A 21,905-nucleotide genomic window follows, 5' to 3' on the forward strand; every position below is an offset into this window, starting at 1 on the left:
CGCCATCGGCGGTGTCTTCGCCACAATCGGCGCCCGGTCACCGACATTGAGGTCCATACAAGCCAACTGCCCGCGTTGCCCCCGGCGGGACGTCGAAAGGAAGGCGCGAGGAAAGGATCGGCCGCAAGTTCGTCTACGTCGTGCTGGTGATCGTGGTGCTGCTGAGATCATCAGTTTCTCGGATCGCTGTGATCGTTCCGCGCATGCTCAGCGAGCCATGCGGCGTTCTTCTTCTTTGCGATGCGATGGAGTGCCGATGAAGCGGCCGAACGAGGGAAACGGCCCAGGTATTTGCGATCAAGGAGTAGACGAGGCCCGGAGTGCCTAGGAGTCCGGGCCTCGTGGCCTCCAGTGGTAGCACTCGTCTGATGAACGAGCGCCCTGCCCCCCGCTGCAAGCGACGGCGTTATAGATCGTCGTTAGCTGTGCGGCCAATCCGTACGAGTACGGTGCGCGGCCGTCGCGCGGCGCTGTGTGACAAATTGATCAGCAAAATGCGACATCCCGGATCGCAAAGCGGCCGGCGATGACGCCGGCGCCAATGCGCGAGATCTGTGAAGGATTACAACAACAATTATTCGCCGCCGTCTTACCGCTTATCGAACGGAATATACTGATGATACTCCTTCGGCTCAGAGCTCCGGTATCGCGCGGGCACGGTGCCACGATCGATCGAATGGTCGATTTCCTGCTGCCGGGTCATCTTGGCCGGTTTCTTCTTTTTCGGCGCCGCCTTCTTCTCGGTCGCCGTGGTTTCCGGCGCGGCGGTCGATGATGTTGCAGCCGGCGGGGTCCCACCGCTCGGCGCGCCCTGCGCCAGCGCGGCGCCGGCCGGCACGAGTACCAGAGCCGACGCGGCCGCCACGAGATGAGACAGTTTTCGCATGGGAAACTCCAGCTCCGGCCCGTTCCAGCGCGACCCTATTACGTCCGCAGCCGTCCGCACACCGGGATTTTGGCGAAGCGGAACGTCGCAGCCTGGCTGTGCTTTGCCCGGCTGCAGGTCGTGAATACGAAGGCGAGCCGGCTGCACTGCCAGTCCGGGCCGAGGGCGGCGCTGGCGGCTGGCTCGGGAGAGGACACGCCGGCCACGATGAAGCCAATGAAGGCCAGCGCGAGGATGGCGGCGGTGACAACGAGGTTCTTGCGGGTCCACCAATTGTGGGGCATGGCGGTCGATCCTGTTTCGGAAGTGCCGGAGAATAGGAACGACCCGCCGCGGTTCCTGTGAACTGGTTCACATTACACGGGTTTGTGCGCAGGCCCGCTGGATGCGGAAATTTGTATAACTCGCGTAAATCCGTTGCGGACGCGCAACCCTTGGTCGAGACTGACCGTTCGGGGCGAATCGCCGTGTGCGGGGCGTGCGATGGACGAGCAGGAAGCGGTTTACGACCATAACAGGTACAGGCAATTGCTGGCGGAAGCGGTCGATGAGACCAGGCGGCTCGAGCTGATCGAGATCATGATCCGCGAGAAAGCCCGCGACAGGCTGGAGGCGCAGCGGGTCGCAGATCGGGCAGCGATGACGGCCATGACGGTCGCGCGCGTTCTCGGGCAGAGCGGACGTCGCGGCAGCTTCTAGAGCATGATCCGGACCCGAAAGGCCGCGTTAGCGCAAAGCTTGTAGCGGTTTTCCCTCGCGACAAACGCGGAACGCGTTTGCGCGGAGATCATGCTCAAACAAAAAGATAAAGCGGGATGACATTCGAAGACAAAGTCATCACGCTCTGGGACGGTACCGGTCACCGATCCGACGCAAGCATCATCACCGAGCCGACCAGACCGATCAGCGCGCAGGCGAGCAGGCTATATTGCACGAACGCCAGCTCCAGGCGCGGGGATTCGCTCGCCGTGGCCATCTCGTAGAGCAGCCAGCCTGATGTAAGCCCGCTCATCAGCATCAATTTGGCCCATTTGCTGTTCATGCAAGCCTCCCCTGCTCTACCGGCCCCCTTTCGACGCTGGCATTTTCCCCCGGGTTCACTTACCTAGTCGCATTCCGCGCCCGTGGCGCGTCCAACCCCAAGAGTGAAAGCGACAGGCCTTTTCTATGAGTGGATTCAAGGAACCGAACTTCGCGGATCGCCAGAAGGCCGCGATGCAGGCGCGGCAGAACATTTTGAACAAGTTTCGCGCCCAGCCGGGACCCGACGATCCCGAAGTGAAGCGCCGGCAGGCCGAGCGCGAGGCCATTGCTGCCGCCCGCGCCAAGGCAAAAGAGGCCAAGGAGGCCGAAAAGGCCGAACAGAAGCGTCTGGAAGCCGAGGCCGCCGCGGCGGAAGCCGCCAAGTTAGCGCGCGAGAAGGAAGAAGAAGCCGCCAGACAGGCAGCGCTGGAAGCCGAGCAGAAGGCCAAGCGCGACGCCCGTTACGCCGCACGCAAGAGCAAGGGCAAGAAGCGGTAGGCAAGACGCGTATCGCGGCCTCTTGCCGGCAACAGATGCAGCCCCTGCCCGTCATTCCGGGGCGATGCAAAGCATCGAACTCTGATGTGCAATTGCACATCAGAGGATCTCGAGATTTCCCGGTGCGCAATTTGCGCATCTGAGGTCTGGTCCTTCGGACCATCCCGGGAATAGCGACGGCTCAGTTCTTCTTCATGGCGTCATCTTTTTTCATGCCATCGTGCTTCATGCCGTCCTTCTTCATCATGCCGCCCTCTTTCTTCATCGCGTCCTTGGACATGGACTCCTGCTTCATGCCGTCGCCCTTGCCCATCTTGTCCTGAGCGAAGGTGGCGGGCGCGAACGCAAGGCCGAGTGAAACGAGCGTGGCCGAGAGGATGAGGCCGATACGGGTCGTGGTGCTCATGGGGTGGTCGTCCTTTGGGGTTGGATAGATTCCTCGAAAGCGACATCTGCCGCTTCCCCAACGACGAGTCCGCGACCGGCTTTGTTACCGGCCACATCCCGAAGTTCGTCCGAAGTCACGGTTAGTTGAAGCGGGCAAGTTAATTCGCGGTAACGCTCCGCGGGTGCGTACGCGGCAGCCGATCAGGCTTGCTGAAATCAGGGTTGCCGTCCCGCGCCGCCTCGACCTATCACACCGCCTCAACCTATCAGACGAGAACTGCTTCGGATGACGACCGGCTAACATGGGCTCAGGCCGGTCACCGTCGTCGACCCAAGAATCAAATTTGCAGGGGAGAAACCATGCTCACACGCCGCCATGTCATCGTAACAGCGCTTGCCGCCCCTGCCGTGCTTCGTTTCGGCACCGGCACCGCCCATGCCGCCACGACGCTGAAGATCTCACACCAGTTCCCGGGCGGCACGATCGACAAGGGCGACTTCCGCGACCGGCTGTGCCGCATGTTTGCCGCCGAAGTCGCCAAGCGCTCGGGCGGCGAGATCGCAGCCGAGATCTATCCGAACTCCTCGCTGATCAAGACCAACGCGCAATTCTCGGCGATGCGCAAAGGTGCGCTCGATATCAGCCTCTATCCGATGCCCTATGCCGGCGGCGAATTACCGGAGACCAATATCGGCCTGATGCCGGGTCTGGTCGCGACCTACGACCAGGGCCTGCGCTGGAAGAAGGAGCCGGTGGGCAAGGCACTGACCGATTTCCTTGCCGACAAGGGCATCATCCTGCTGACCTGGGTCTGGCAGGCCGGCGGCGTCGCCAGCCGCTCCAGAGCGATCGTCGCGCCTGAAGATGCCAAGGGGCTGAAAGTGCGCGGTGGCTCGCGCGAGATGGACATGGTGCTGCAGACCGCGGGCGCAGCGGTGCTGTCGGTGCCGTCGAATGAAATCTACGCCGCGATGCAGACCGGCGCCTGCGACGCCGGCATTACCTCCTCCACCAGCCTGATCTCGTTCCGCCTCGAAGAGGTCGCGAAGTCGCTGACCTCCGGCGCCGGCGCCTCCTACTGGTTCATGCTGGAGCCGCTGATGATGTCGAAGGCGATCTTCGACAAGCTACCCAAGAACCAGCAGGATATCATCCTGTCGGTCGGCAGCGAGCTGGAGGCGTTCGGCCGCAAGGGCGCGCAGGACGACGATATCGAGGTCGCCAAGGTCTATGAGAAGGCCGGCGCCAAGGTCAGCCAGCTCGATGTCGCAACCGTCGGCAAGTGGCGTGACATTGCACGCGACACCGCGTGGAAGGACTACAGCGCCAAGACGGCGACGTCGGCCAATCTGCTGAAGCTCGCCAGCGACGTTGCCGCATGATGCATGGTCCGATTCCGGATCAACAGGACCGTTCCGGGGCCGCCACAGGCAACCCGCTCGTGGCGGCGCTCGACCGGGCGCTGGCGCTGTGCAACCGCGTCATCGTGGTCTTTGCCGCGTTCGCGCTGATCGCGGCCTGCGTGATCCTCAGTTACAGCGTGCTCGGCCGCGCGCTGTTCCACAGCGCCAATTACTGGCAGGACGAGGCGGCGGTCTTCCTCCTCGTCGGCGCCACCTTCATGACCGCGGCCTATGTGCAGGGCCAGCGCGGCCATATCGGCATCGAGGCCTTTGTCGGGTTGATGTCGCCGGTCGCCAATCGCATCCGGCTGTGGCTGGTCGATGTCGCAAGCCTGCTGTTCTGCGCCTTCTTCGCCTGGAAGTCCTGGACGCTGGCACATGAGGCTTATGTCGACGGCCAGGTGTCGAACTCGATGTGGTCGCCCCCGCTCGCGATCCCCTATGTGTTGATGGCGCTGGGCATGACGCTGCTGTGCCTGCAGATCCTGTTGCAGATCATTATTCCCTTTGCTGGTGCTTCACGTCGATGAGCGTTCTTGGAATTGGTATCAGTTACGGCGTAGCGACCCTGTTTGCGATGTTTTCCGGCATGCCCATCGCGTTTGCCCTGGGCGCGGTCGCCGTCGTCTTCATGGCGATCTTCATGCCGACGGCCTCGCTCGATACGGTGACGCAGAACGTCTACGAGGAAATGGCCTCGATCACGCTGTTGTCGATCCCGCTATTCATCCTCAAGGGGGCGGCGATCGGCAAATCCCGCGCCGGTCAGGATCTCTATTCGGCGCTGCATGCCTGGCTGCATCGCGTGCCCGGCGGGCTCGGCGTCGCCAACGTGTTTGCCTGTGCGCTGTTTGCGGCGATGGCGGGCTCCTCGCCCGCGACCTGCTCGGCAATCGGCTCGGCCGGCATTCCCGAGATGCGCAAGCGCGGCTATTCCGGTGGCTTTGCCGCGGGGATCATCGCCGCCGGCGGCACGCTCGGCATCCTGCTGCCGCCCTCCATCACCATGATCCTGTTCGCGGTCGCCGCGGAGAAATCGCTGGGCCGGCTGTTCTTGGCCGGCATCGGGCCAGGGCTTTTGCTGGTGACCTTGTTCGGCTTTTACGCGGTATTCCGCTTCCGCAAGGAATACGCCGTGGCGAAGGCGCTCTACGAAAAGAGCGGCACAGAGTCGGCGATCCTGCAGCGCGACGAATTCACCATGGCCGAGCGCTTCACCATGCTGCCGCGGGTGATCCCGTTCGTGTTGCTGCTCACCGGCGTGATGGTCGCGCTCTATGGCGGCTACGCCACGCCGTCGGAAACGGCGGGGCTTGGCGGCCTGCTGGCGCTGGTGCTGATCGCGGTGATCTACACGGTATGGCGGCCGAGCGACCTCTCGCCGATCCTGACATCCACCATCCGCGAATCCACCATGCTGATGATGATCATCGGCATGTCGCTGCTCTATTCCTACGTGATGAGCTATCTGCACATCTCGCAGTCGGCGGCGGAATCCATCGTCGCCATGCATCTGCCACGCTGGGAGTTGCTGGCCGCGATCCTGCTGATGGTGGTCGTGCTCGGCTTCTTCCTGCCGCCGGTTTCGATCATCCTGATGACGGCGCCGATCATCCTGCCGCCGCTGCGCGCCGCCAATTTCGATATCATCTGGTTCGGCGTCGTCATGACCATCGTGATGGAGATGGGGCTGATCCACCCGCCGGTCGGCCTGAACATCTTCGTCATCCGCAACGTCGCGCCGGATATTTCCTTGAGCGAGGTGATCTGGGGCACGCTGCCGTTCGTGCTGCTGATGATGCTGGCAGTGCTGCTGTTGTGCTTCTTCCCGGGGATTTCGACCTGGCTGCCGGACCTTGTGATGGGGCCGGACGGAGGGCGGTAGGTTAACCACCGTCACCCCCGTAGCAGGCGGCCCCACAACGCCTCAGCCAGTGAGTCATAATCACCGTGCAGCGGTACTAGAGGTAGGATAGCCACCAGTCGCTGCGACGTTTTTTGATGCCGGCAAACCATTTGCAAAGCGGATAGAGCGCCGCCACAACCGCAAGCCAGACGGAAAACACGCCCGGGAGGCCGAGGCCGTATCCGTTCGGCTTGTCGGCAGGGAATGGACCAAACAGCCAGCCCGTCTCCGCACCGCTCGCCCACGCGAAGACCACCGCGAGCGCGTGAATAACAAAAACATGAACCACATAATAGAAGAACGGAACGCGGCCGAAGGTGGTGACCCACGCCGCGAACCGGCCGCGCGCGTTCTCAACCGCAGCAAGCAGCAGCAATGTCGGCCCGATCGTCATGGCCAGATACAGCAGCGATGGCGGATATTTTTCGCAGTTGATGAAGGACAGCAACGTCGCAATTGCACCGGCTTGAACGGTCCAGGGCGCGGGGTCGCCGTAGACGTTGCTCGCCCGCAGCGAAACGAAAACGACCACCGCAGCGGTGCCCCATCCAACGAGCCAGCGCGTCCGCTGCGCACGATCGAGCGTGAAGACCGGACCGAGCGCGTAGCCCGCCGCCATCACGCCGATCCACGGGATCAACGGGTAGACGGCGAACCACTTCACGGTGGCGCCGAACTGCAGCAAGGCCGGCTCATGCAGGAAATTCCAGATCGGCGCGGCCGGGCCAAAGGACTCTGCCTTGATGGGATCGAGTAGATTGTGCCCGGCGATCAAGACGAGCGCGATGGCCGCGACCGCACTGCGCGGCAGAAAGACCAGCACGGAGAGCGCAATCATTGACGCGCCGATAGCGAAGATGACCTGGCTGAAGAAGTAACCGAGATCGAAGCTGAAGGTCCAAGCAAAGCGGACGAGCGTGAGCTCGATCAGTACGAGCCAAATCCCGCGCGTGAGCAGGAAGCGGCTGAGCTGCCACGTGCTACGGCCGCGCTCACCGTAGAGGAATGCCGACACACCTGCGAGAAGGACGAAGGCAGGTGCGCAGAAATGCGTGATCCAGCGCGTCATGAACAGCGCGGGATCGGTCACGTCGCGCGGGTTGAATCCACCCGAGGCGAAGAAATCGCGCACATGGTCGAGCGCCATCAACACCATCACCAGGCCGCGCACGAGGTCGACGGAATCGATGCGCGTGCGCGCCGCCGTCTGCCCGGCGATTCCGTTCCTCGCCTGGCCGGTCCAGGACAGGGCTTCCCGTTGCCCGGCTTCGAGACTTGCATTCATGATTTGATCCTCCCAGCGCACAGGTACGGCAAAGGTGCCGCGGGAGTTTCAATCCGGCTGCCGGGGCGATGCTAACGCCCCGCTCGCGCCGCGATCGCGCCGCCGCCCACCACCTGCAGCAAATCCGTCCGCACAGCCTCGATATGCTGCTCCAGGAACCGGCAGGCCTCGTCGATCTCTTTCGCGCGGCACAATGCGATCAAATGGGCGTGCTCCTCTTCGGCTGTCCCCATGGCCTTGGTGTTGGAGAGTTGCAAACGCGTGTAGCGGTCGCTGGTCTGCAGCAACGCCACGACGATCGCCTTGGTGCGCGGCTGCCGCGCGTGCACATACATCGCCATATGGAAGTCGGCGTTGAGCTGCCCCCATTCGCTGACGTTGCGCGCCTTGATCGCCTTCACGAATCGCTTCTGGATATCGTCCAGCCCGGCAAAATCGTCTTCCACAAAGTGCGGCGCCGACTGCGCCAGCAGCCGCGGCTCCATGATCCGGCGGAGGTCGAACACATCGTTGATCTCGTCCAGCGACAGCTCCGAGACGATCGCGCCCTTTTGCGGCACGATCCGCACCAGCCCTTCGGCCTCGAGCTGAAACAGCGCCTCGCGTACGGGAATGCGGCTCACGCCGTAGGTATCGCCCAGCGCATCCTGCCGAAGCTGCGAGCCGGCCGGATAGGTCCCGTCGAGGATCGCCTGCCTGAGCTGGTCGACGATCGCCGCCGACAGCGTCCGGTGCTTCAGAGGGCTTTTCATTTGATCTTCCGTCGTCATCGCCGGCCTTTCTGATCGAGGCGGCACAATTTTCGCACGTCGACGCGGTGCCGACCCAGCAAAAGCTGACAGGGCTCCACAATCTCCATTTGACAGGATTGTATAAATTATACATTTTACAAGTGCACGACAAATTCTGGGGGCAGCGGGGCTCATTATGACCGAGCAGACGATTGCGGATGCGCCGGCGTTCAGCGCCCGGCGGCTCGTTGTCAGGGCCTCGAGCCTGCTGCTCGCTTTCGAGCGCATCGCCTTGATGGGACTGATGTATCTGCTGACAGCGCTGATCCTGGTGAATGTCGTCACCCGCTACTCGCACTTCCCGATCTACTGGATCGATGAATCGGCGGTTTATTGCGTGGTCTGGCTGACCTTCATCGGCGCCTCCGCCATGACGCGGCTCCGGCTCGACTTCGCCGTCTCCATGATGACTGAGCGCCTCTCGGCGCAGTATCAGAAGATCGCCAAGGTCATGGCGACCGGCATGGTGGTGGTGTTCGGCGTCGCCCTGATCATCACCTGCTTCCTCTGGATGGACCCAATCGGTCTTGCACGTGCCGGCTTCGACGCCCGCAAGCTTGCCGCCGAGACCTTCAACTTCCTCTACACCGAGCGAACACAAACGCTGAACTGGCCGACCTGGGTCGTCTACCTGACGCTGCCGATCTTTGCGGTGTCGATGACCGTGCATGGTTTGGCCAACCTGCTCGAAGATCTCGAACTGGTGCCGCGGACGCCGCCGAAAGGCTTCCAGCTCTCCGAGCTCGACGGGGTCAACTGATGATCACGTCGGCTGCCTTTATCGCGATCATGCTGGTCGGCGTGCCGATCGGGCTTTGCCTCTGCCTTGCCGGGTTCGTCTACATCATCGCATCGGGCAATCCGGTGCTGTTCCAGTCCTACCCGCTGCAGCTCTTCGGCGGCGTCGACAGCTACGGCCTGATTGCCATTCCGCTGTTTATCCTGATCGGCGAGATCATGAACGGCGGCGGCATCACGCGACGCATCGTCGACATGGCGATGGCCTTTGTCGGCTCGCTGAAGGGTGGGCTGGCCTACGTCAACATCCTCGCCAACATGTTCATCTCTTCCATCCTGGGCTCGGCCACCGCGCAGGTCGCGATCATGGCGCAGATCATGGTGCCGGAGATGGAGAAGAAGGGCTACGACAAGACCTTTGCGGCGGGTCTGACCGCCTATGGCGGCATGCTTGGGCCGATCATTCCGCCCTCGGTGATGTTCGTCGTCTACAGCGTGCTGGCGCAGGTGTCGGTCAGCGACATGCTGATTGCCGGCATCGTGCCGGGCGTGATCCTGACCGCGATGTTCTGCATTGTCATCGCGCTGATGGGGTACATCTACAATTATCCCAAGGCCGATTATCAGACCCCGCGGCAGCGCCTCGCGACGATCCTGCGGACGTCGCCGACGCTGCTGATCCCCATTGTGATCGTCGGCAGCATTTTGGGCGGGCTCGCCAACGCGACGGAGTCCGCCGCCGTCGGCGCGGTTGCCGCCGCGCTGATCGGAAAATACTGGACCAGGGAGTTCGAGTTCTCACAACTGCCGCAGATGATGCTGCGCGCCGGCATCTACTCGGCGATCGTGCTGTTCCTGGTCGCCGCCGCCGCCGTGTTTTCGTGGGTGCTGATCTTCGGCAAGGTGCCGCAGGAAACGGCAAGCTGGATCCAGTCGGTCGCCAAGGATCCCGTCAGCTTCATGCTCCTTTGCAACGTGATCCTGCTGATCATCGGCACGGTCATCGACGGCATTCCCGGCCTGATCATGACGGTGCCGATCCTCCTGCCGGTCGCGACCGAGATCTATCACATCGATCCGCGCCAGTTCGGTGTCGTCGTGGTGATCAACCTGGTGCTCGGACTGCTGTCGCCCCCCGTCGGTCTCTGCTTCTTCGTTGCGGCGGCGGTGACCGGCGCCAAGCCCGGCAAGATGTTCATGGTGACGCTGCCGCTGTTCGGCATCTCCTGCATCCTGCTGGTGCTGCTCTCGCTCTACCCGTCCCTCTCCCTCGTCCTCATCAAGTAGGTCCAAACCCTCAAGGAGCCCTTGCCATGTCGCTTTCCCGTCGCCGCTTCCTTGCCGCCAGCGCGGCCGTGCCGCTGTTCGCGCCGTCGCTCGCGCTTGCCCAGGCCAAAGAGTTTCGTCTCGGCCTGATCACGCCCAACGGTCATTCCTGGAACAAGGCCGCGCTGAAGCTCGGCGAGGATCTCAAGGCGGCAACCAACGGCCGCCTGACCATGACGGTGTTTCACTCCGGCCAACTCGGCAATGAGCCCGCGATGATGCAGCAATTGCAGTCCGGCGCGCTCGACATGGGCTTCATCCAGGCGGCCGAGCTCGGCTCGCGCGTCCCCCATATCGCCGCGATCAATGCGCCCTATATCGTGCGCTCGACGCCCTCGGTCGCAAAGTTCGTGCGCCATCCGGCGGCGATCAAGCTGTTCGACGTGCTGCCGCAGGAAACCGGGACAATCGGCCTCGGCTGGGGCATCACCGGCATGCGCGCCGTGTTCTCGTCCAAGGATCTGGCGTCATTGGCCGACATCAAAGGCATGAAGCTGCGCATCAACCCGACGCCAGTCTATCGCGATTTCTATTCGTCACTCGGCGCGGCGCCGACGCCAATCCCGACACCGCAGGTGTTCGACGCCATGGCGAACGGCCAGGTCGACGGCCTCGAGGCGGATCTGGAGTTCTCCTGGAACCAGCGCTTCGACAAGGTGTCAAAGGTCATCCTGCAGATGAACGCCGTCTTCATGCCAATGGCTGCCGTCGTCTCCGGCCGCGTCTGGCAGTCGCTGCCGGCGGCCGACCGCGAGCTGATCACCAAGACGGTGAAATCGACGCTCGACGCGCAAATCGACGAACTCGCCGGCAACGAGCCCAAGCTGATCGAGAACTTCAAGAGCGCACCGATCCCGATCCGACAGGTCGACGCCAAGGATACTGAGGCCGTCATCGCCGAGTTCGACAAGATCTGGCTGCCGAAGGCCCCTGTCCTCGCCGAACTGCGCAAGGTTGGCGCGACGCTCTGATCCCACCCACCGCTTTTCACGCCAAAGCCCGGCGGATTCGAATCCGCCGGCATCATTCCAATTGGAGCCAAACAATGAGCCCACGTATCTCCTGGGAAGGCGTCTTCCCGGCCGTTACCACGCAATTCAATAACGACCTCTCGCTCAATATCGATGCGACCGCCAAGGTGATGGACGGCCTGATCCGCGACGGCGTTTCCGGACTGATCGTCTGCGGCTCCGTCGGCGAGAACACCTCGCTGGAGCGGAAAGAGAAGATCGCGATCATGGAGACGGCCAAGTCGGTCGCGGCCGGCCGGTTGCCCGTACTGTGCGGCATCGCCGAGTTCACGACGGCCTTCGCGGTCGAGACTGCCAAGGAAGCGGCACGTGTCGGCATCGACGGCGTGATGGTGATGCCGGCGCTGGTCTATTCGTCGAAGCCGCACGAGACCGCGGCGCACTTCCGTTCGGTCGCCAGCGCGACCGACCTGCCGGTGATGCTCTACAACAACCCGCCGATCTACAAGAACGACGTCACGCCGGATATTCTGGCCTCGCTCGCCGATGTCGAAACCGTCGTCTGCTTCAAGGATTCCTCCGGCGACACGCGGCGCTTCATCGATACCCGCAACATGGTCGGCGATCGCTTTGTGCTGTTTGCCGGCCTTGACGACGTCATCGTCGAGAGCGTCGCGATGGGCGCGGTCGGCTGGGTCTCGGGCATGTCGAACGCTTTCCCGCGCGAAGGCGAGACGCTGTTCCGCCTCGCCAAGGCCGGGCGCTATGCCGAGGCAATGCCGCTCTACGAATGGTTCATGCCGCTGCTGCACCTCGATGCCCGTCCGGACCTCGTCCAGTGCATCAAGCTGTGCGAGCACATCATGGGCCGCGGCACCGCGCTGACCCGCCCGCCGCGGCTGGCACTGCTGCCGCATGAGAAGGCCGAGGTCGAGGCGATGATGGCGAAAGCGCTGAAGAACCGGCCAGTGCTGCCGAACGTCGGACTTAAGGCCGCGTAAGCGGCCTACTTGGCGGCCCGCATCTTCGCGTTCAGCGCCGCCGCGACGCAGGGGCTCGCAACGTTAACAACGTTGCGAGCGTCAGCGTTCGTTACCTCACTCGAAGGACGACGCGTCCTTGCACGCTTCGATCCGCAATGGCGGCCATCGCGTCGGCGGTCTGCTCGAGCGGAAGCACGCGGTCAATGCACGGGTGCAGCTTGCCCTCAGCGACCCATGCCATGATCATGTCTGCTGCCCGCGCTCTTTCGTCGGGAAACCGCTCGGCCCAGGCACCGGTAAATGCACCCACAATCGAATAATTCTTCAAGAGCGGCAGGTTCATTGCCAACGATGGAATCTCGCCGCTCGTGAAGCCGATCGGGATCAGCCGGCCGTTCCAGCGCATGAGGCGCGCGAGTGTCGCAAAGAGGGTGCCACCAACATTTTCGAAGCAGATATCGATGCCTTCGCCACCTGTTAGGCCTTTCACCCGTTCGCGCACGTCCTCGCTTGAATAGTCGATGACCTCGTCTGCACCGTACTCGCGGACGACAGACGCCTTGGCGGCGGACCCGACAGCGGCGATGACCCGCGCACCGAGCAAATGAGCGATCTCAACGCAAGCCAGGCCGACGCCGCCGGCGGCGCCCGTCACGAGCACGGTTTCGCCGGCCTGCAACCTCGCACGATCGACCAAGGCATACCAAGCGGTGACAGAGCCGTGCTGTATTGCTGACCCAACGACGAAATCTGCATTCTCTGGAAGACGGGCACTGTCCGATGCCTTGGCGGTCATGCGCTCCGCAAGACTACCGAACCAAGCCGAGCAGGCGACCCGATCACCGGGACGAAACCGCTGAACGTTTTCGCCGCAGGCGACAACAACCCCGGCGGCGTCCATTCCTGGTACGTAAGGGAGAGCTGGCCGCTTCTGATAGCCTCCGCAAACCATCAGGTAGTCGGCGAAGCTGACGCAGGCCGCATGTACGTCGATCAAGACCTCATCCGCTCCGGGCCGAGGTTCGGCCGCCTCACCGATACTCAACGCCTTGATCCCGTGGAAGCCATTGCAGAGTACTGCGCGCATGGGTTCCTCCGCCCTTAGTGGTCCAGCCTTCCGGCAGTCACCGTTCTCTATGTCTTTCCGAGCTGAACCTGCCGATCGACGGTAATCCAGGTGGCGCGGCCGACCGCAAGCAGGTTCTCCTGTTCGCCAAACAGCGCCGCCTCGGCGATGAGACGCCGGCCCTCGATGCCGGTTTTCCAGGACGTCACCACGCATCGCTCGCCCGGACGCGGTCGCCCCTCGATGCGTACGGAAAGGCGCCCGAGCAGGATCGGCACAACGCTGAAATTCCCGGTTTCGGGGTCGTACTGGGATACGTAGCCGGTCGGACAATCCAGCGCGGACCACACGAACTCCGGAGCAACCAAGCCATCTGCGGCGGCGAGAGAGGCGTCAGGCGTCCAGGGTACAGCAAAGGCTCCGCGGGCGTCTTGTCGGAGAAGCGGCCCGGCGAAAAGCCGCAGGCCGTCGCCAGGTGCCCGGTCAGGTCCGCAAACGAAGCACATCGGCAGCAGGTGTTCGTGCGGTTTGACCGGCGTGCGTTTCGTGGCCTCGATCGCCTCGGCGTAGGTCGCCCTCTCAAGCCGGCTCAGGTCAAGCGTGACGGCCCTGCCGATTGCTATCGTCGCCGTGCCATGGCGTAGCTCCCATTCCCCAGTCCCGACCTCGACGAGACCCAACTCCGTCTCCAGGGGCGGTGGAGCGCGGAGTGTTACTTCCGCAGCACCGGCAATTTGGCGCGCCAGCATCCCACAGACATAGCCGCCGTTGCCCGAATTAGGCGGACCGCGAAAGCGACGCGGGATCGTCATCGTCTGCATGCCATTCTCCGGGCGATACGACAGGATCGCACTTCCACTTTGCCGAACCACGACTCCTTCATTTGCGAAGAACCAAATCAGGGCTCACGAGTCGATCAAAGGCCTACGTGATCGATCGGCATTAGGACCCCAAGCAGAAAAACAGCCTAGTGCAATCTCAACTCGAGACAATGGCACACGCTGAATCGGGCACGTGTTGTTATCCTAGACGTAGGTCGAGATAGCGCGCCGAAGGTTCAAATCTCCTCGATCTTGCTTTCGACACCGGACATCAGCGGACATCCCATCTATGGGTCATTCGCGACCGCATCAGCCATCAGCAAGCCCGGCCGTCTCCGCAATGCCGCCTCTTCGTACAAAGAAGGGCCGTCGTTCGACGAAAAAGCTACTCCGGCAGACAACGGAATTTACCGGTCTATTTCGCGGCCCGCATCTTCGCGTTCAACGCTGCCGCCACGCGGCTGACCGAGGCTCGCAACGTTCACATTAGTGCCGGCTTGATGTCCATGCCTCGCAACGAAAATTCCGCATCGCAGCGATATGATGCGATGTGCCAATAACGGTCACTCCGGCATACCGGCGATCCGGCAAGCCTTCGCCCATTTTTCGATATCTGCAGGTCGACGACGATATGTGAATCCGGAAATGCGCAGGGTTGGGTCCAGTTGCATCGCGCGCGCGCAGACCTCTCGTGCTTCCTCAACCCGGCCAGACATTGCATGGCATGCCATCATGGCAAGATGAGCGCCTACAAATTTTGGTTGCTGGCGCAGGGCAGTTGTCGCCCACGATGAGGCATCCTCGATGCGGCCAGCGGAAAAATAAGCAAAGGCCAGCCCGGTCTGCGCATTGAAGATCAATGGATCCAGCGGGCTCAATCGCAGCGCGATCTTGAATTGCTCGATTGCGGCATCGTCGTTTCCGAGCCAAAGGTTGGCCCACCCACTCCAATATCGCGCGGTAACCAGATTTGCGTCTAGATTTATCGCACGCGAGAGCAGCGCGGCGCCTTCCTCGACCTCATTCGCCACGTAGGCGAGCGCGTGTCCGGCTATTGCAAGCAGCGATGGGTCGTCTTGATCGAGTTCGATCGCTTGCCTCGCGAATCGTCGGGCTTCAATTCGTTCCTGAGCGGCATCGGTGCTCCAACCGAAAGCTTTCCTTTGTATGCAGCAACGAGCGCCGAGCGCGTATGCTCCTGCGAATTCGGGATCGATACCGATCGTAATTTCCGTCAGCTTGAGGGCTTCAACGTGCGCTTCTCTGGTGAATTTATAGATGCTGGCGAGCGCGCGAAGATAATAGTCGTAAGCTCGCAGGCTTTCGGTCGGCTTGCGCTGGGCACGCTCGATTTCGGCGCGCTCCAGTTGAGGAGAGATTGCGCCGATCACGCTGCTTGTCACCCGATCCTGCAGATCGAAGATGTCTTCGAGCGTACTGTCGTATCTGTCTGCCCAGATATGATTACCCGTCGCAGCATCAACGAGCTGCCCGGTGATGCGAACGCGATTACCCGCCTTGCGGACGCTGCCCTCCAGCACGTAGCGAACGCCAAGCTCGCGGCCGACTTGTTTGATGTCGACGGCTTTGCCCTTGTAAGTAAATGTGGAGTGTCGCGCGATGACGAAAAGCGATTTGGACCGCGACAGTCCCGTGATGATGTCTTCCACCATGCCGTCGGCGAAATATTCCTGTTCCGGGTCGCCGCTCATGTTCTCGAACGGCAGGACGGCGATGGAAGGCTTGTCGGGCAGTGCGAGGGGCTGCGCAACCTCGGTCGGCGTTCTTATTGCCGGCGAAGAGCCTGGGCCGATGCGCGCGCGCCAGGCCCGCATCGGTTCGGCAATATTCTTCAGGGATTGCGAACCCATATCCTCCAAGGTGCTCTGAACCTTGCCCCGAACCTGCCGGTGGGCATCGTCGGAAATGCAAATCCCGCCCGGCTCTGCGATCCCTTCGAGACGCACTGCAATATTGACCCCATCACCGAAGATATCATCGTCTGCGATGACAATATCACCGACGTGAATGCCGATGCGAAATTCGATCCGCTTGTCCTGCGACACATCGGTATTTTGCTTCGCCATGCTGTGCTGGATTTCGTCGGCGCATCGGACGGCATCGACGACACTGGCGAACTCAACGAGGGCGCCGTCCCCGGTATTCTTGACGATGCGTCCGTGATGCTCGGCGATTTTTGGATCGAAAATCGTTCTTCTGAGAGCTTTCAGTTGCGACAGCGTGCCTTCTTCGTCGATCCCTATCAAACGGCAAGAGCCCACGACATCCGCCGCCAGAATAGCCGCCAGTCGCCGCTCTACGTGCTCGCTGCTCAAGATGCACCCCCGGGCCTCGGGGAAATCGAATGGTTACATAGCAGGATTCTAGGCCGATGTCCGGCCAGGGGCCGCTCGAAGCCTGTCGTTCGACGAAAAGCTACTCCGGCAGACCGCGGAATTTACCGCTCTATTTCCCGGCCCGCATCTTCGCGTTCAGCGCCGACGCGACGCGGCTGACCGGCGGCCGGCCGATCAGCCGGCTCACGACATTGGTCGCCGCGACCAGCTTCGACATGTCAACGCCGGTCGCAATGCCCATGCCCTCGAGCATGTAGACCACATCCTCCGTCGCGACGTTGCCCGTCGCGCCGGGGGCGTAGGGGCAGCCGCCGAGGCCGCCGGCGGCGGAATCGATCACGCGGCAGCCCTCCTCCATCCCGGCATAGAGATTGGCGAGCGCCTGGCCGTAGGTGTCGTGAAAATGCATGGCGAGATTGGCGATCGGCACGTGGCCTGCCACCGCGCGCAATAGCTGCCGCGCCTTCACCGGCGTGCCGACGCCGATGGTGTCGCCGAGCGAGATTTCGTAGCAGCCGAGGTCCCACAACACTTTTGCGACATCGACCACCGCCTGCGGCTTGATCTCGCCTTCATAGGGGCAGCCAAGCACGGTGGAAATATAGCCGCGCACGCGGACACCATCGGCCTTGGCGCGGGCCAGCACCGGCTTGAAGCGCTCGATCGATTCCGCAATCGAGCAGTTGATGTTAGCGCGCGAAAAACCTTCCGATGCTGCAGCAAACACGGCGATCAGTTTGGCGCCGGCGGCCTGTGAGGCCTCGTAGCCCTTCTCGTTCGGCACCAGCACCGGCAATTCGCATTCCGTATGGTGGCTGACGCCGCGCAACACCTCGGCCGATCCGATCATCTGCGGGATCGCCTTGGGCGACACGAAGGCGCCGACCTCTACCGCCCTAAGCCCGGCGCCGATCAGTGCCTCGACGAAAGCGATCCGATCGGCGACGCTGATCGGGGTCTTCTCGTTCTGCAGGCCGTCGCGCGGGCCGACTTCGACGATCTGGACGTTATCGCTCATGATGCCGCCGCCGGCTCGACTTCGGCAAGCTCGACGCCTTCGCCGACGATATCGCCGACCTTGCACCTGATCTTCTTCAAGACGCCCGCAAAGGGCGCGCGCAGGGTCTGCTCCATCTTCATCACTTCCAGCGTGAGGATCGCCGCGCCTTTCTCCAACGTTGCGCCTTCCTCAGCCAGCAGCGCGACCACGGTGCCCGGCAGCGGCGCCACGATCTTGTCCTCGCCGACCTGCTCCTCGGTCTCGCCGCCGAACGGATCGACCCAATGCAGGTCGAAGCGGCCATGGCGGGTGCGCAGATAAAGCTCGTGGCCCTCGATCACGGCAGTGACCCGCGACTTCATGCCGTCGATCGTCAGATCGAAGCTGCCTTCTTCCGCAGGCGAGATGGCGAAGACGAATTCGTGCTTGCCGATCGACACCATCGATGGCCCGTTGCCATAGTGCAGCGTCACCTTCTGCTCGGCACCCTGCCCCTGGCGAAACGAATACACTCGCTTGCGCTGGCCAACCGGCATCCAGCCAAAGGTTTGCCAAGGCGAATGCGCCTCTCTGCGCGCAGTCTTCTGCTCGTCGTTGACGATGGCGGCGACGGCGGCGCAAAGCTCGAGATCGCCTGCTGTGCCCGAGGCTTCCGTCAGCTTCTTCAGCTCGCGCTCGATGAAGCCCGTGTCGATCGTGTTGGCGCGTACGTTCGGATGCGTGATCAGCGCCGACAGGAACGGGATATTGGTGACGATGCCACGGACGTCGGTCTCTTCGAGTCCACGGTTGAGCCGGTCGATCGCTGCCTGCCGCGTCGGCGCCCACGCGATCACTTTTGCCAGCATCGCGTCGTAATAGGGCGACACCGCATCGCCGTCGCGATAGCCGGAATCGATGCGCAAACCATCGACCGCATCGGGCGTGCGCCAGGTCCTGATCTGGCCGACCGACGGCATGAAGTTCTTCTGCGGATTTTCGGCGTAGACCCGCGCTTCGATGGCATGGCCGTTCAGCCTGATCTCGTTTTGCGCCAGCGGCAGTTTTTCACCGAACGCCACCCGCAACTGCCATTCGACGAGGTCGACGCCGGTAATCAGTTCGGTGACGGGATGCTCGACCTGCAGGCGCGTGTTCATTTCGATGAAGAACACCTCCTTGCCGTCGGAGACGAATTCGATGGTGCCGGCGCCGACATAGTTCACGGCGGCTGCCGCCTTGCGCGCGGCGGCGCAAACGGTTTCGCGCTGCGTGGCGTCGAGCGTCGGCGACGGCGCCTCCTCGATCACCTTCTGGTGCCGGCGCTGCAGCGTGCACTCGCGCTCCCACAGCGAGAGCAGATTGCCATGGCTGTCGCCGATGATCTGCACCTCGATATGCCGGGGATTCTGCACGAATTTCTCGATCAGCATGTGGTCGTCGCCGAACGCCGCCTTGGCCTCGCGCTTGGCGCTGACGATCGCCGCCGCAAGCTCGCCCGCCGAATTGACCACGCGCATGCCGCGCCCGCCGCCACCGGCCGACGCCTTCACCAGCACGGGGAAGCCGATCTTGTTGGCGGCGTCGGCGAGTGTCGCCTCGTCCTGTGCCTCGCCGTGATAGCCCGGCACCAGCGGCACGCCGGCCTTTTCCATCAGCGCCTTCGAGCCGGACTTTGACCCCATCGCGGTCATCATTTCCGCGGTCGGTCCGACGAATACCAATCCGGCTTTCAGACACGCCTCTGCGAATTCGGCATTTTCCGACAGAAAACCGTAGCCGGGATGCACCGCCTCGGCGCCGGTCTGGCGCGCCGCCTCGATCACGCGCTCGATGTTGAGATAGCTGTCACGCGCCCGCGCCGGCCCGAGCAGCACGGCCTCATCGGCCATGGCGACGTGCATGGCGTCGCGATCCGCCTCCGAATAGACCGCGACAGTGCGCAGGCCCATCGCGCGGGCGGAGCGGATGACGCGGCAGGCGATCTCGCCGCGGTTGGCGATCAGTAGGGTGCGAAAACGCCGGTAGAGCTTTGCGCGGTCCATCATCACATCCTGAACAGGCCAAATTTCGTGGGTTCAATCGGCGCATTCGCCGCGGCCGACAATCCAAGGCCGAGCACCAGCCGTGTGTCGGCGGGGTCGATCACGCCATCGTCCCACAGCCGCGCGGTGGCGTAATAGGGATTGCCCTGATGCTCGTATTGCGCGCGGATGGGACTGCGGAACTTGTCCTCTTCCTCGGCCGACCAGCTCTCGCCCTTGGCCTCGATATTGTCGCGGCGGACCTGGCTCAGCACCATGGAGGCCTGCTCGCCGCCCATCACGGAGATACGCGCGTTCGGCCACATCCACAGGAAGCGCGGCGAGTAGGCGCGGCCAGACATGCCGTAATTGCCGGCGCCGTAGGAGCCGCCGATCACGACCGTGAATTTCGGCACGCCGGCGGTTGCCACCGCCGTCACCAGCTTGGCGCCGTCGCGCGCGATGCCGCCCGCCTCGTATTTCTTGCCGACCATGAAGCCGGTGATGTTCTGCAGAAACACCAGCGGAATATTGCGCTGGCAGCACAGTTCGATGAAATGCGCGCCCTTCAGCGAGCTCTCGCTGAACAGGATGCCGTTGTTGGCGATGATGCCGACCGGATAGCCCCAGATATGGGCAAAGCCGCAGATCAGCGTCGTCCCGTAGAGTTTTTTGAACTCGTCGAACTCCGAGCCGTCGACGATCCGCGCGATGATGTCGTGGACGTCGAACGGCTTTCGACCGTCGGCGGAGACCACGCCATAGATTTCCTCGGCCGGAAACAGCGGCGCCCGCGGCTCGCGCATGTTCAGCACTGCCCTGGTGGGCTGCTTCAGCGTCGCCACGATGCGCCGGGCAATCCCGATCGCATGGGCATCGTTCTGCGCGTAATGGTCGGTGACGCCGGAATGGCGGGAATGCACGTCGGCGCCGCCGAGTTCTTCCGCCGAAACCACCTCGCCGGTCGCGGCCTTCACCAGCGGCGGGCCGCCGAGGAAGATGGTGCCCTGGTTACGCACGATGATGCTCTCATCCGACATCGCAGGCACATAGGCGCCGCCCGCAGTGCACGAGCCCATCACGATCGCGATCTGCGGAATGCCCATCGAGGACATCTGCGCCTGGTTATAGAAGATGCGGCCGAAATGCCGCTCATCCGGAAAGATCTCGTCCTGCATCGGCAGGAAGGCGCCGCCGGAATCGACCATGTAGACGCAGGGCAGATTGTTCTGCCGCGCAATGTCCTGCGCCCGCAGGTGCTTCTTCACGGTCATCGGATAGTACGTGCCGCCCTTGATGGTGGCGTCGTTGGCGACGATGACGCATTCACGGCCCGAAATGCGCCCCACCCCGGTGATGACGCTGGCGGAATGGACGTCACCGCCATAGAGGCCGTGGGCGGCGAGCGGCGACAATTCCAGAAAGGCGGTGCCGGGGTCGACCAGCAGGTCGACGCGCTCACGCGCCAGCATTTTGCCGCGCGAAGTATGCCGCTTGCGCGAGGCCTCGCCGCCGCCGCCGGAAACCACCTTCAGCTTGTCGCGAAGCTCCGCCACCAGGCCGCGCATGACGTCGGCGTTGCGGGCAAATTCGGAGGATTTCGGATCGATGGTGGAATGAAGCGGCATGGTCGGCGTTTTCTCTAAATGCTGGAGTGCCGTTAGGATGGCTTCAGGACGGTCGGGACAGCCCCTCGATGAGGATGCGCCAGCCTGTACTATCTTTGCACCGATGTGAAGTTCAGGCGGTCTTTTCGAACAGTTCCCGCCCGATCAGCATGCGGCGGATTTCGCTTGTGCCGGCGCCGATCTCGTAGAGCTTGGCGTCGCGCAACAGCCGCCCGGTCGGGTAGTCGTTGATATAGCCGTTGCCGCCCAGGAGCTGGATCGCGTCGAGCGCGCATTGGGTGGCTTTTTCCGCCGCGTAAAGGATCGCGCCAGCGGCATCCTCCCGCGTGGTCTCGCCGCGGTCGCAGGCCTTGGCCACCGCGTACACATAGGCCCGCGAGGCATTCATGGTGGTGTACATGTCGGCGATCTTGCCCTGCACCAGCTGGAAGGTGCCGATCGGCTCGCCGAACTGCTTGCGCTCGTGCACGTAGGGCAACACCACGTCCATGCAGGCCTGCATGATGCCGATCGGCCCCGCCGCCAGCACCGCGCGCTCATAGTCGAGGCCACTCATCAGCACGTTGACGCCGCGGCCGACCTCGCTCAGCACGTTCTCCTCGGGGACTTCGCAATCCTCGAACACGAGTTCACAGGTGTCGGAGCCGCGCATGCCGAGCTTGTCGAGCTTTTGCGCGGTGGAAAATCCCTTCATGCCCTTCTCGATGATGAAGGCGGTCATGCCGCGCGGGCCGGCGTTGAGGTCGGTCTTGGCGTAGACCACCAGCGTATCGGCGACCGGGCCGTTGGTGATCCACATCTTGTTGCCGTTGAGCACGAAGCGGTCGCCCTT

22 protein-coding genes are annotated in these 21,905 nt (G+C 62.8%); 9 read left to right on the forward strand and 13 right to left on the reverse strand.

Annotated elements, in window-relative coordinates; genetic code table 11:
• Positions 1 to 589: 589 nt before the first annotated feature.
• Together CQ12_RS26755 and CQ12_RS26760 are read right to left on the reverse strand one after the other, a co-directional pair.
• Positions 590 to 886 carry a hypothetical protein gene (locus tag CQ12_RS26755; RefSeq protein WP_057838274.1) on the reverse strand — a complete coding sequence of 99 codons (297 nt, stop codon included), beginning with the start codon at positions 884 to 886 and terminating at the stop codon, positions 590 to 592.
• Between the two features lie 38 nt (positions 887 to 924).
• Positions 925 to 1,170, reverse strand: a complete 246-nt coding sequence (locus CQ12_RS26760) for a hypothetical protein (RefSeq protein ID WP_057838275.1) — start codon at positions 1,168 to 1,170, stop codon at positions 925 to 927.
• 199 nt (positions 1,171 to 1,369) lie between these two features.
• On the opposite strand from CQ12_RS26760, the gene CQ12_RS26765 reads away from it, so the two are divergent.
• Complete coding sequence (locus CQ12_RS26765) at positions 1,370 to 1,585, forward strand: hypothetical protein (RefSeq protein ID WP_057838276.1); 216 nt, start codon at positions 1,370 to 1,372, stop codon at positions 1,583 to 1,585.
• Between the two features lie 160 nt (positions 1,586 to 1,745).
• Here CQ12_RS26765 and CQ12_RS26770 read toward each other — a convergent pair whose 3' ends face one another.
• Positions 1,746 to 1,928 carry a hypothetical protein gene (locus CQ12_RS26770; RefSeq protein ID WP_057838277.1) on the reverse strand — a complete coding sequence of 61 codons (183 nt, stop codon included), beginning with the start codon at positions 1,926 to 1,928 and terminating at the stop codon, positions 1,746 to 1,748.
• A gap of 125 nt (positions 1,929 to 2,053) precedes the next feature.
• On the opposite strand from CQ12_RS26770, the gene CQ12_RS26775 reads away from it, so the two are divergent.
• A complete protein-coding gene (locus CQ12_RS26775; protein WP_057838278.1) occupies positions 2,054 to 2,407 on the forward strand; it encodes a DUF6481 family protein in 354 nt (117 codons plus the stop codon).
• A gap of 181 nt (positions 2,408 to 2,588) precedes the next feature.
• Here CQ12_RS26775 and CQ12_RS26780 read toward each other — a convergent pair whose 3' ends face one another.
• The gene (locus tag CQ12_RS26780; RefSeq protein WP_057838279.1) at positions 2,589 to 2,813 is read right to left on the reverse strand and encodes a pentapeptide MXKDX repeat protein; all 225 of its coding nucleotides are present in this window, start codon (positions 2,811 to 2,813) and stop codon (positions 2,589 to 2,591) included.
• 341 nt (positions 2,814 to 3,154) lie between these two features.
• Between CQ12_RS26780 and CQ12_RS26785 the strand changes: the two genes are divergently transcribed.
• Genes CQ12_RS26785 through CQ12_RS26795 form a run of 3 tightly spaced genes read left to right on the forward strand, consistent with a single transcriptional unit; the run spans position 3,155 to position 6,083 of the window.
• Positions 3,155 to 4,177 (forward strand): TRAP transporter substrate-binding protein, encoded by a 1,023-nt coding sequence (locus CQ12_RS26785; protein ID WP_057838280.1) that lies wholly within the window; start codon positions 3,155 to 3,157, stop codon positions 4,175 to 4,177.
• Positions 4,174 to 4,728, forward strand: a complete 555-nt coding sequence (locus tag CQ12_RS26790) for a TRAP transporter small permease (protein ID WP_057838281.1) — start codon at positions 4,174 to 4,176, stop codon at positions 4,726 to 4,728. Before CQ12_RS26785 ends, CQ12_RS26790 begins: the two co-directional genes overlap by 4 nt.
• Positions 4,725 to 6,083, forward strand: a complete 1,359-nt coding sequence (locus CQ12_RS26795) for a TRAP transporter large permease (protein ID WP_057838282.1) — start codon at positions 4,725 to 4,727, stop codon at positions 6,081 to 6,083. The genes CQ12_RS26790 and CQ12_RS26795 overlap by 4 nt, the downstream gene beginning before the upstream one ends.
• Before the next feature lie 76 nt (positions 6,084 to 6,159).
• On the opposite strand, the gene CQ12_RS26800 is transcribed toward CQ12_RS26795, so the two are convergent.
• Together CQ12_RS26800 and CQ12_RS26805 are read right to left on the reverse strand one after the other, a co-directional pair.
• Positions 6,160 to 7,389 carry an acetyltransferase domain-containing protein gene (locus tag CQ12_RS26800; RefSeq protein WP_063799822.1) on the reverse strand — a complete coding sequence of 410 codons (1,230 nt, stop codon included), beginning with the start codon at positions 7,387 to 7,389 and terminating at the stop codon, positions 6,160 to 6,162.
• 71 nt (positions 7,390 to 7,460) lie between these two features.
• A complete protein-coding gene (locus CQ12_RS26805; RefSeq protein WP_057838302.1) occupies positions 7,461 to 8,141 on the reverse strand; it encodes a GntR family transcriptional regulator in 681 nt (226 codons plus the stop codon).
• A gap of 175 nt (positions 8,142 to 8,316) precedes the next feature.
• Here CQ12_RS26805 and CQ12_RS26810 point away from each other — a divergent pair, with 175 nt between their 5' ends.
• The 4 genes from CQ12_RS26810 (at position 8,317) to CQ12_RS26825 (ending at position 12,216) form a co-directional block, all read left to right on the forward strand.
• Positions 8,317 to 8,940 carry a TRAP transporter small permease gene (locus CQ12_RS26810; protein ID WP_057838284.1) on the forward strand — a complete coding sequence of 208 codons (624 nt, stop codon included), beginning with the start codon at positions 8,317 to 8,319 and terminating at the stop codon, positions 8,938 to 8,940.
• Positions 8,940 to 10,205 carry a TRAP transporter large permease gene (locus tag CQ12_RS26815; protein WP_057838285.1) on the forward strand — a complete coding sequence of 422 codons (1,266 nt, stop codon included), beginning with the start codon at positions 8,940 to 8,942 and terminating at the stop codon, positions 10,203 to 10,205. The genes CQ12_RS26810 and CQ12_RS26815 overlap by 1 nt, the downstream gene beginning before the upstream one ends.
• A 26-nt stretch (positions 10,206 to 10,231) precedes the next feature.
• Positions 10,232 to 11,215: a TRAP transporter substrate-binding protein gene (locus CQ12_RS26820; RefSeq protein WP_057838286.1), complete on the forward strand. Its 984-nt coding sequence runs from the start codon at positions 10,232 to 10,234 to the stop codon at positions 11,213 to 11,215.
• Between the two features lie 74 nt (positions 11,216 to 11,289).
• Complete coding sequence (locus CQ12_RS26825) at positions 11,290 to 12,216, forward strand: dihydrodipicolinate synthase family protein (protein WP_057838287.1); 927 nt, start codon at positions 11,290 to 11,292, stop codon at positions 12,214 to 12,216.
• A gap of 91 nt (positions 12,217 to 12,307) precedes the next feature.
• Here the strand turns inward: CQ12_RS26825 and CQ12_RS26830 are convergent, their stop codons facing one another.
• The 7 genes from CQ12_RS26830 to CQ12_RS26860 form a co-directional block, all read right to left on the reverse strand.
• Positions 12,308 to 13,285, reverse strand: a complete 978-nt coding sequence (locus tag CQ12_RS26830) for an NADPH:quinone oxidoreductase family protein (RefSeq protein WP_057838288.1) — start codon at positions 13,283 to 13,285, stop codon at positions 12,308 to 12,310.
• Between the two features lie 47 nt (positions 13,286 to 13,332).
• Entirely contained in the window at positions 13,333 to 14,085 is a 753-nt protein-coding gene (locus tag CQ12_RS26835) for a hotdog family protein (RefSeq protein WP_057838289.1), read from the reverse strand.
• A 563-nt stretch (positions 14,086 to 14,648) separates the two neighbouring features.
• Positions 14,649 to 16,421: an adenylate/guanylate cyclase domain-containing protein gene (locus tag CQ12_RS26840; protein ID WP_063799821.1), complete on the reverse strand. Its 1,773-nt coding sequence runs from the start codon at positions 16,419 to 16,421 to the stop codon at positions 14,649 to 14,651.
• A 130-nt stretch (positions 16,422 to 16,551) separates the two neighbouring features.
• On the reverse strand, positions 16,552 to 17,460 hold the full coding sequence (locus tag CQ12_RS26845; protein ID WP_057838290.1) for a hydroxymethylglutaryl-CoA lyase: 909 nt from the start codon (positions 17,458 to 17,460) through the stop codon (positions 16,552 to 16,554).
• Complete coding sequence (locus CQ12_RS26850; protein ID WP_057838304.1) at positions 17,457 to 19,466, reverse strand: acetyl/propionyl/methylcrotonyl-CoA carboxylase subunit alpha; 2,010 nt, start codon at positions 19,464 to 19,466, stop codon at positions 17,457 to 17,459. The genes CQ12_RS26845 and CQ12_RS26850 overlap by 4 nt, the downstream gene beginning before the upstream one ends.
• Before the next feature lie 2 nt (positions 19,467 to 19,468).
• Positions 19,469 to 21,073, reverse strand: coding sequence for a carboxyl transferase domain-containing protein (locus CQ12_RS26855; RefSeq protein ID WP_057838291.1), 1,605 nt, complete (start codon positions 21,071 to 21,073; stop codon positions 19,469 to 19,471).
• Between the two features lie 112 nt (positions 21,074 to 21,185).
• Positions 21,186 to 21,905: acyl-CoA dehydrogenase family protein (locus tag CQ12_RS26860; RefSeq protein WP_198164226.1), on the reverse strand; the 720-nt coding region annotated here is incomplete at its 5' end.

The sequence above is a fragment of the Bradyrhizobium jicamae genome (assembly GCF_001440395.1).
Classification (GTDB): domain Bacteria; phylum Pseudomonadota; class Alphaproteobacteria; order Rhizobiales; family Xanthobacteraceae; genus Bradyrhizobium; species Bradyrhizobium jicamae.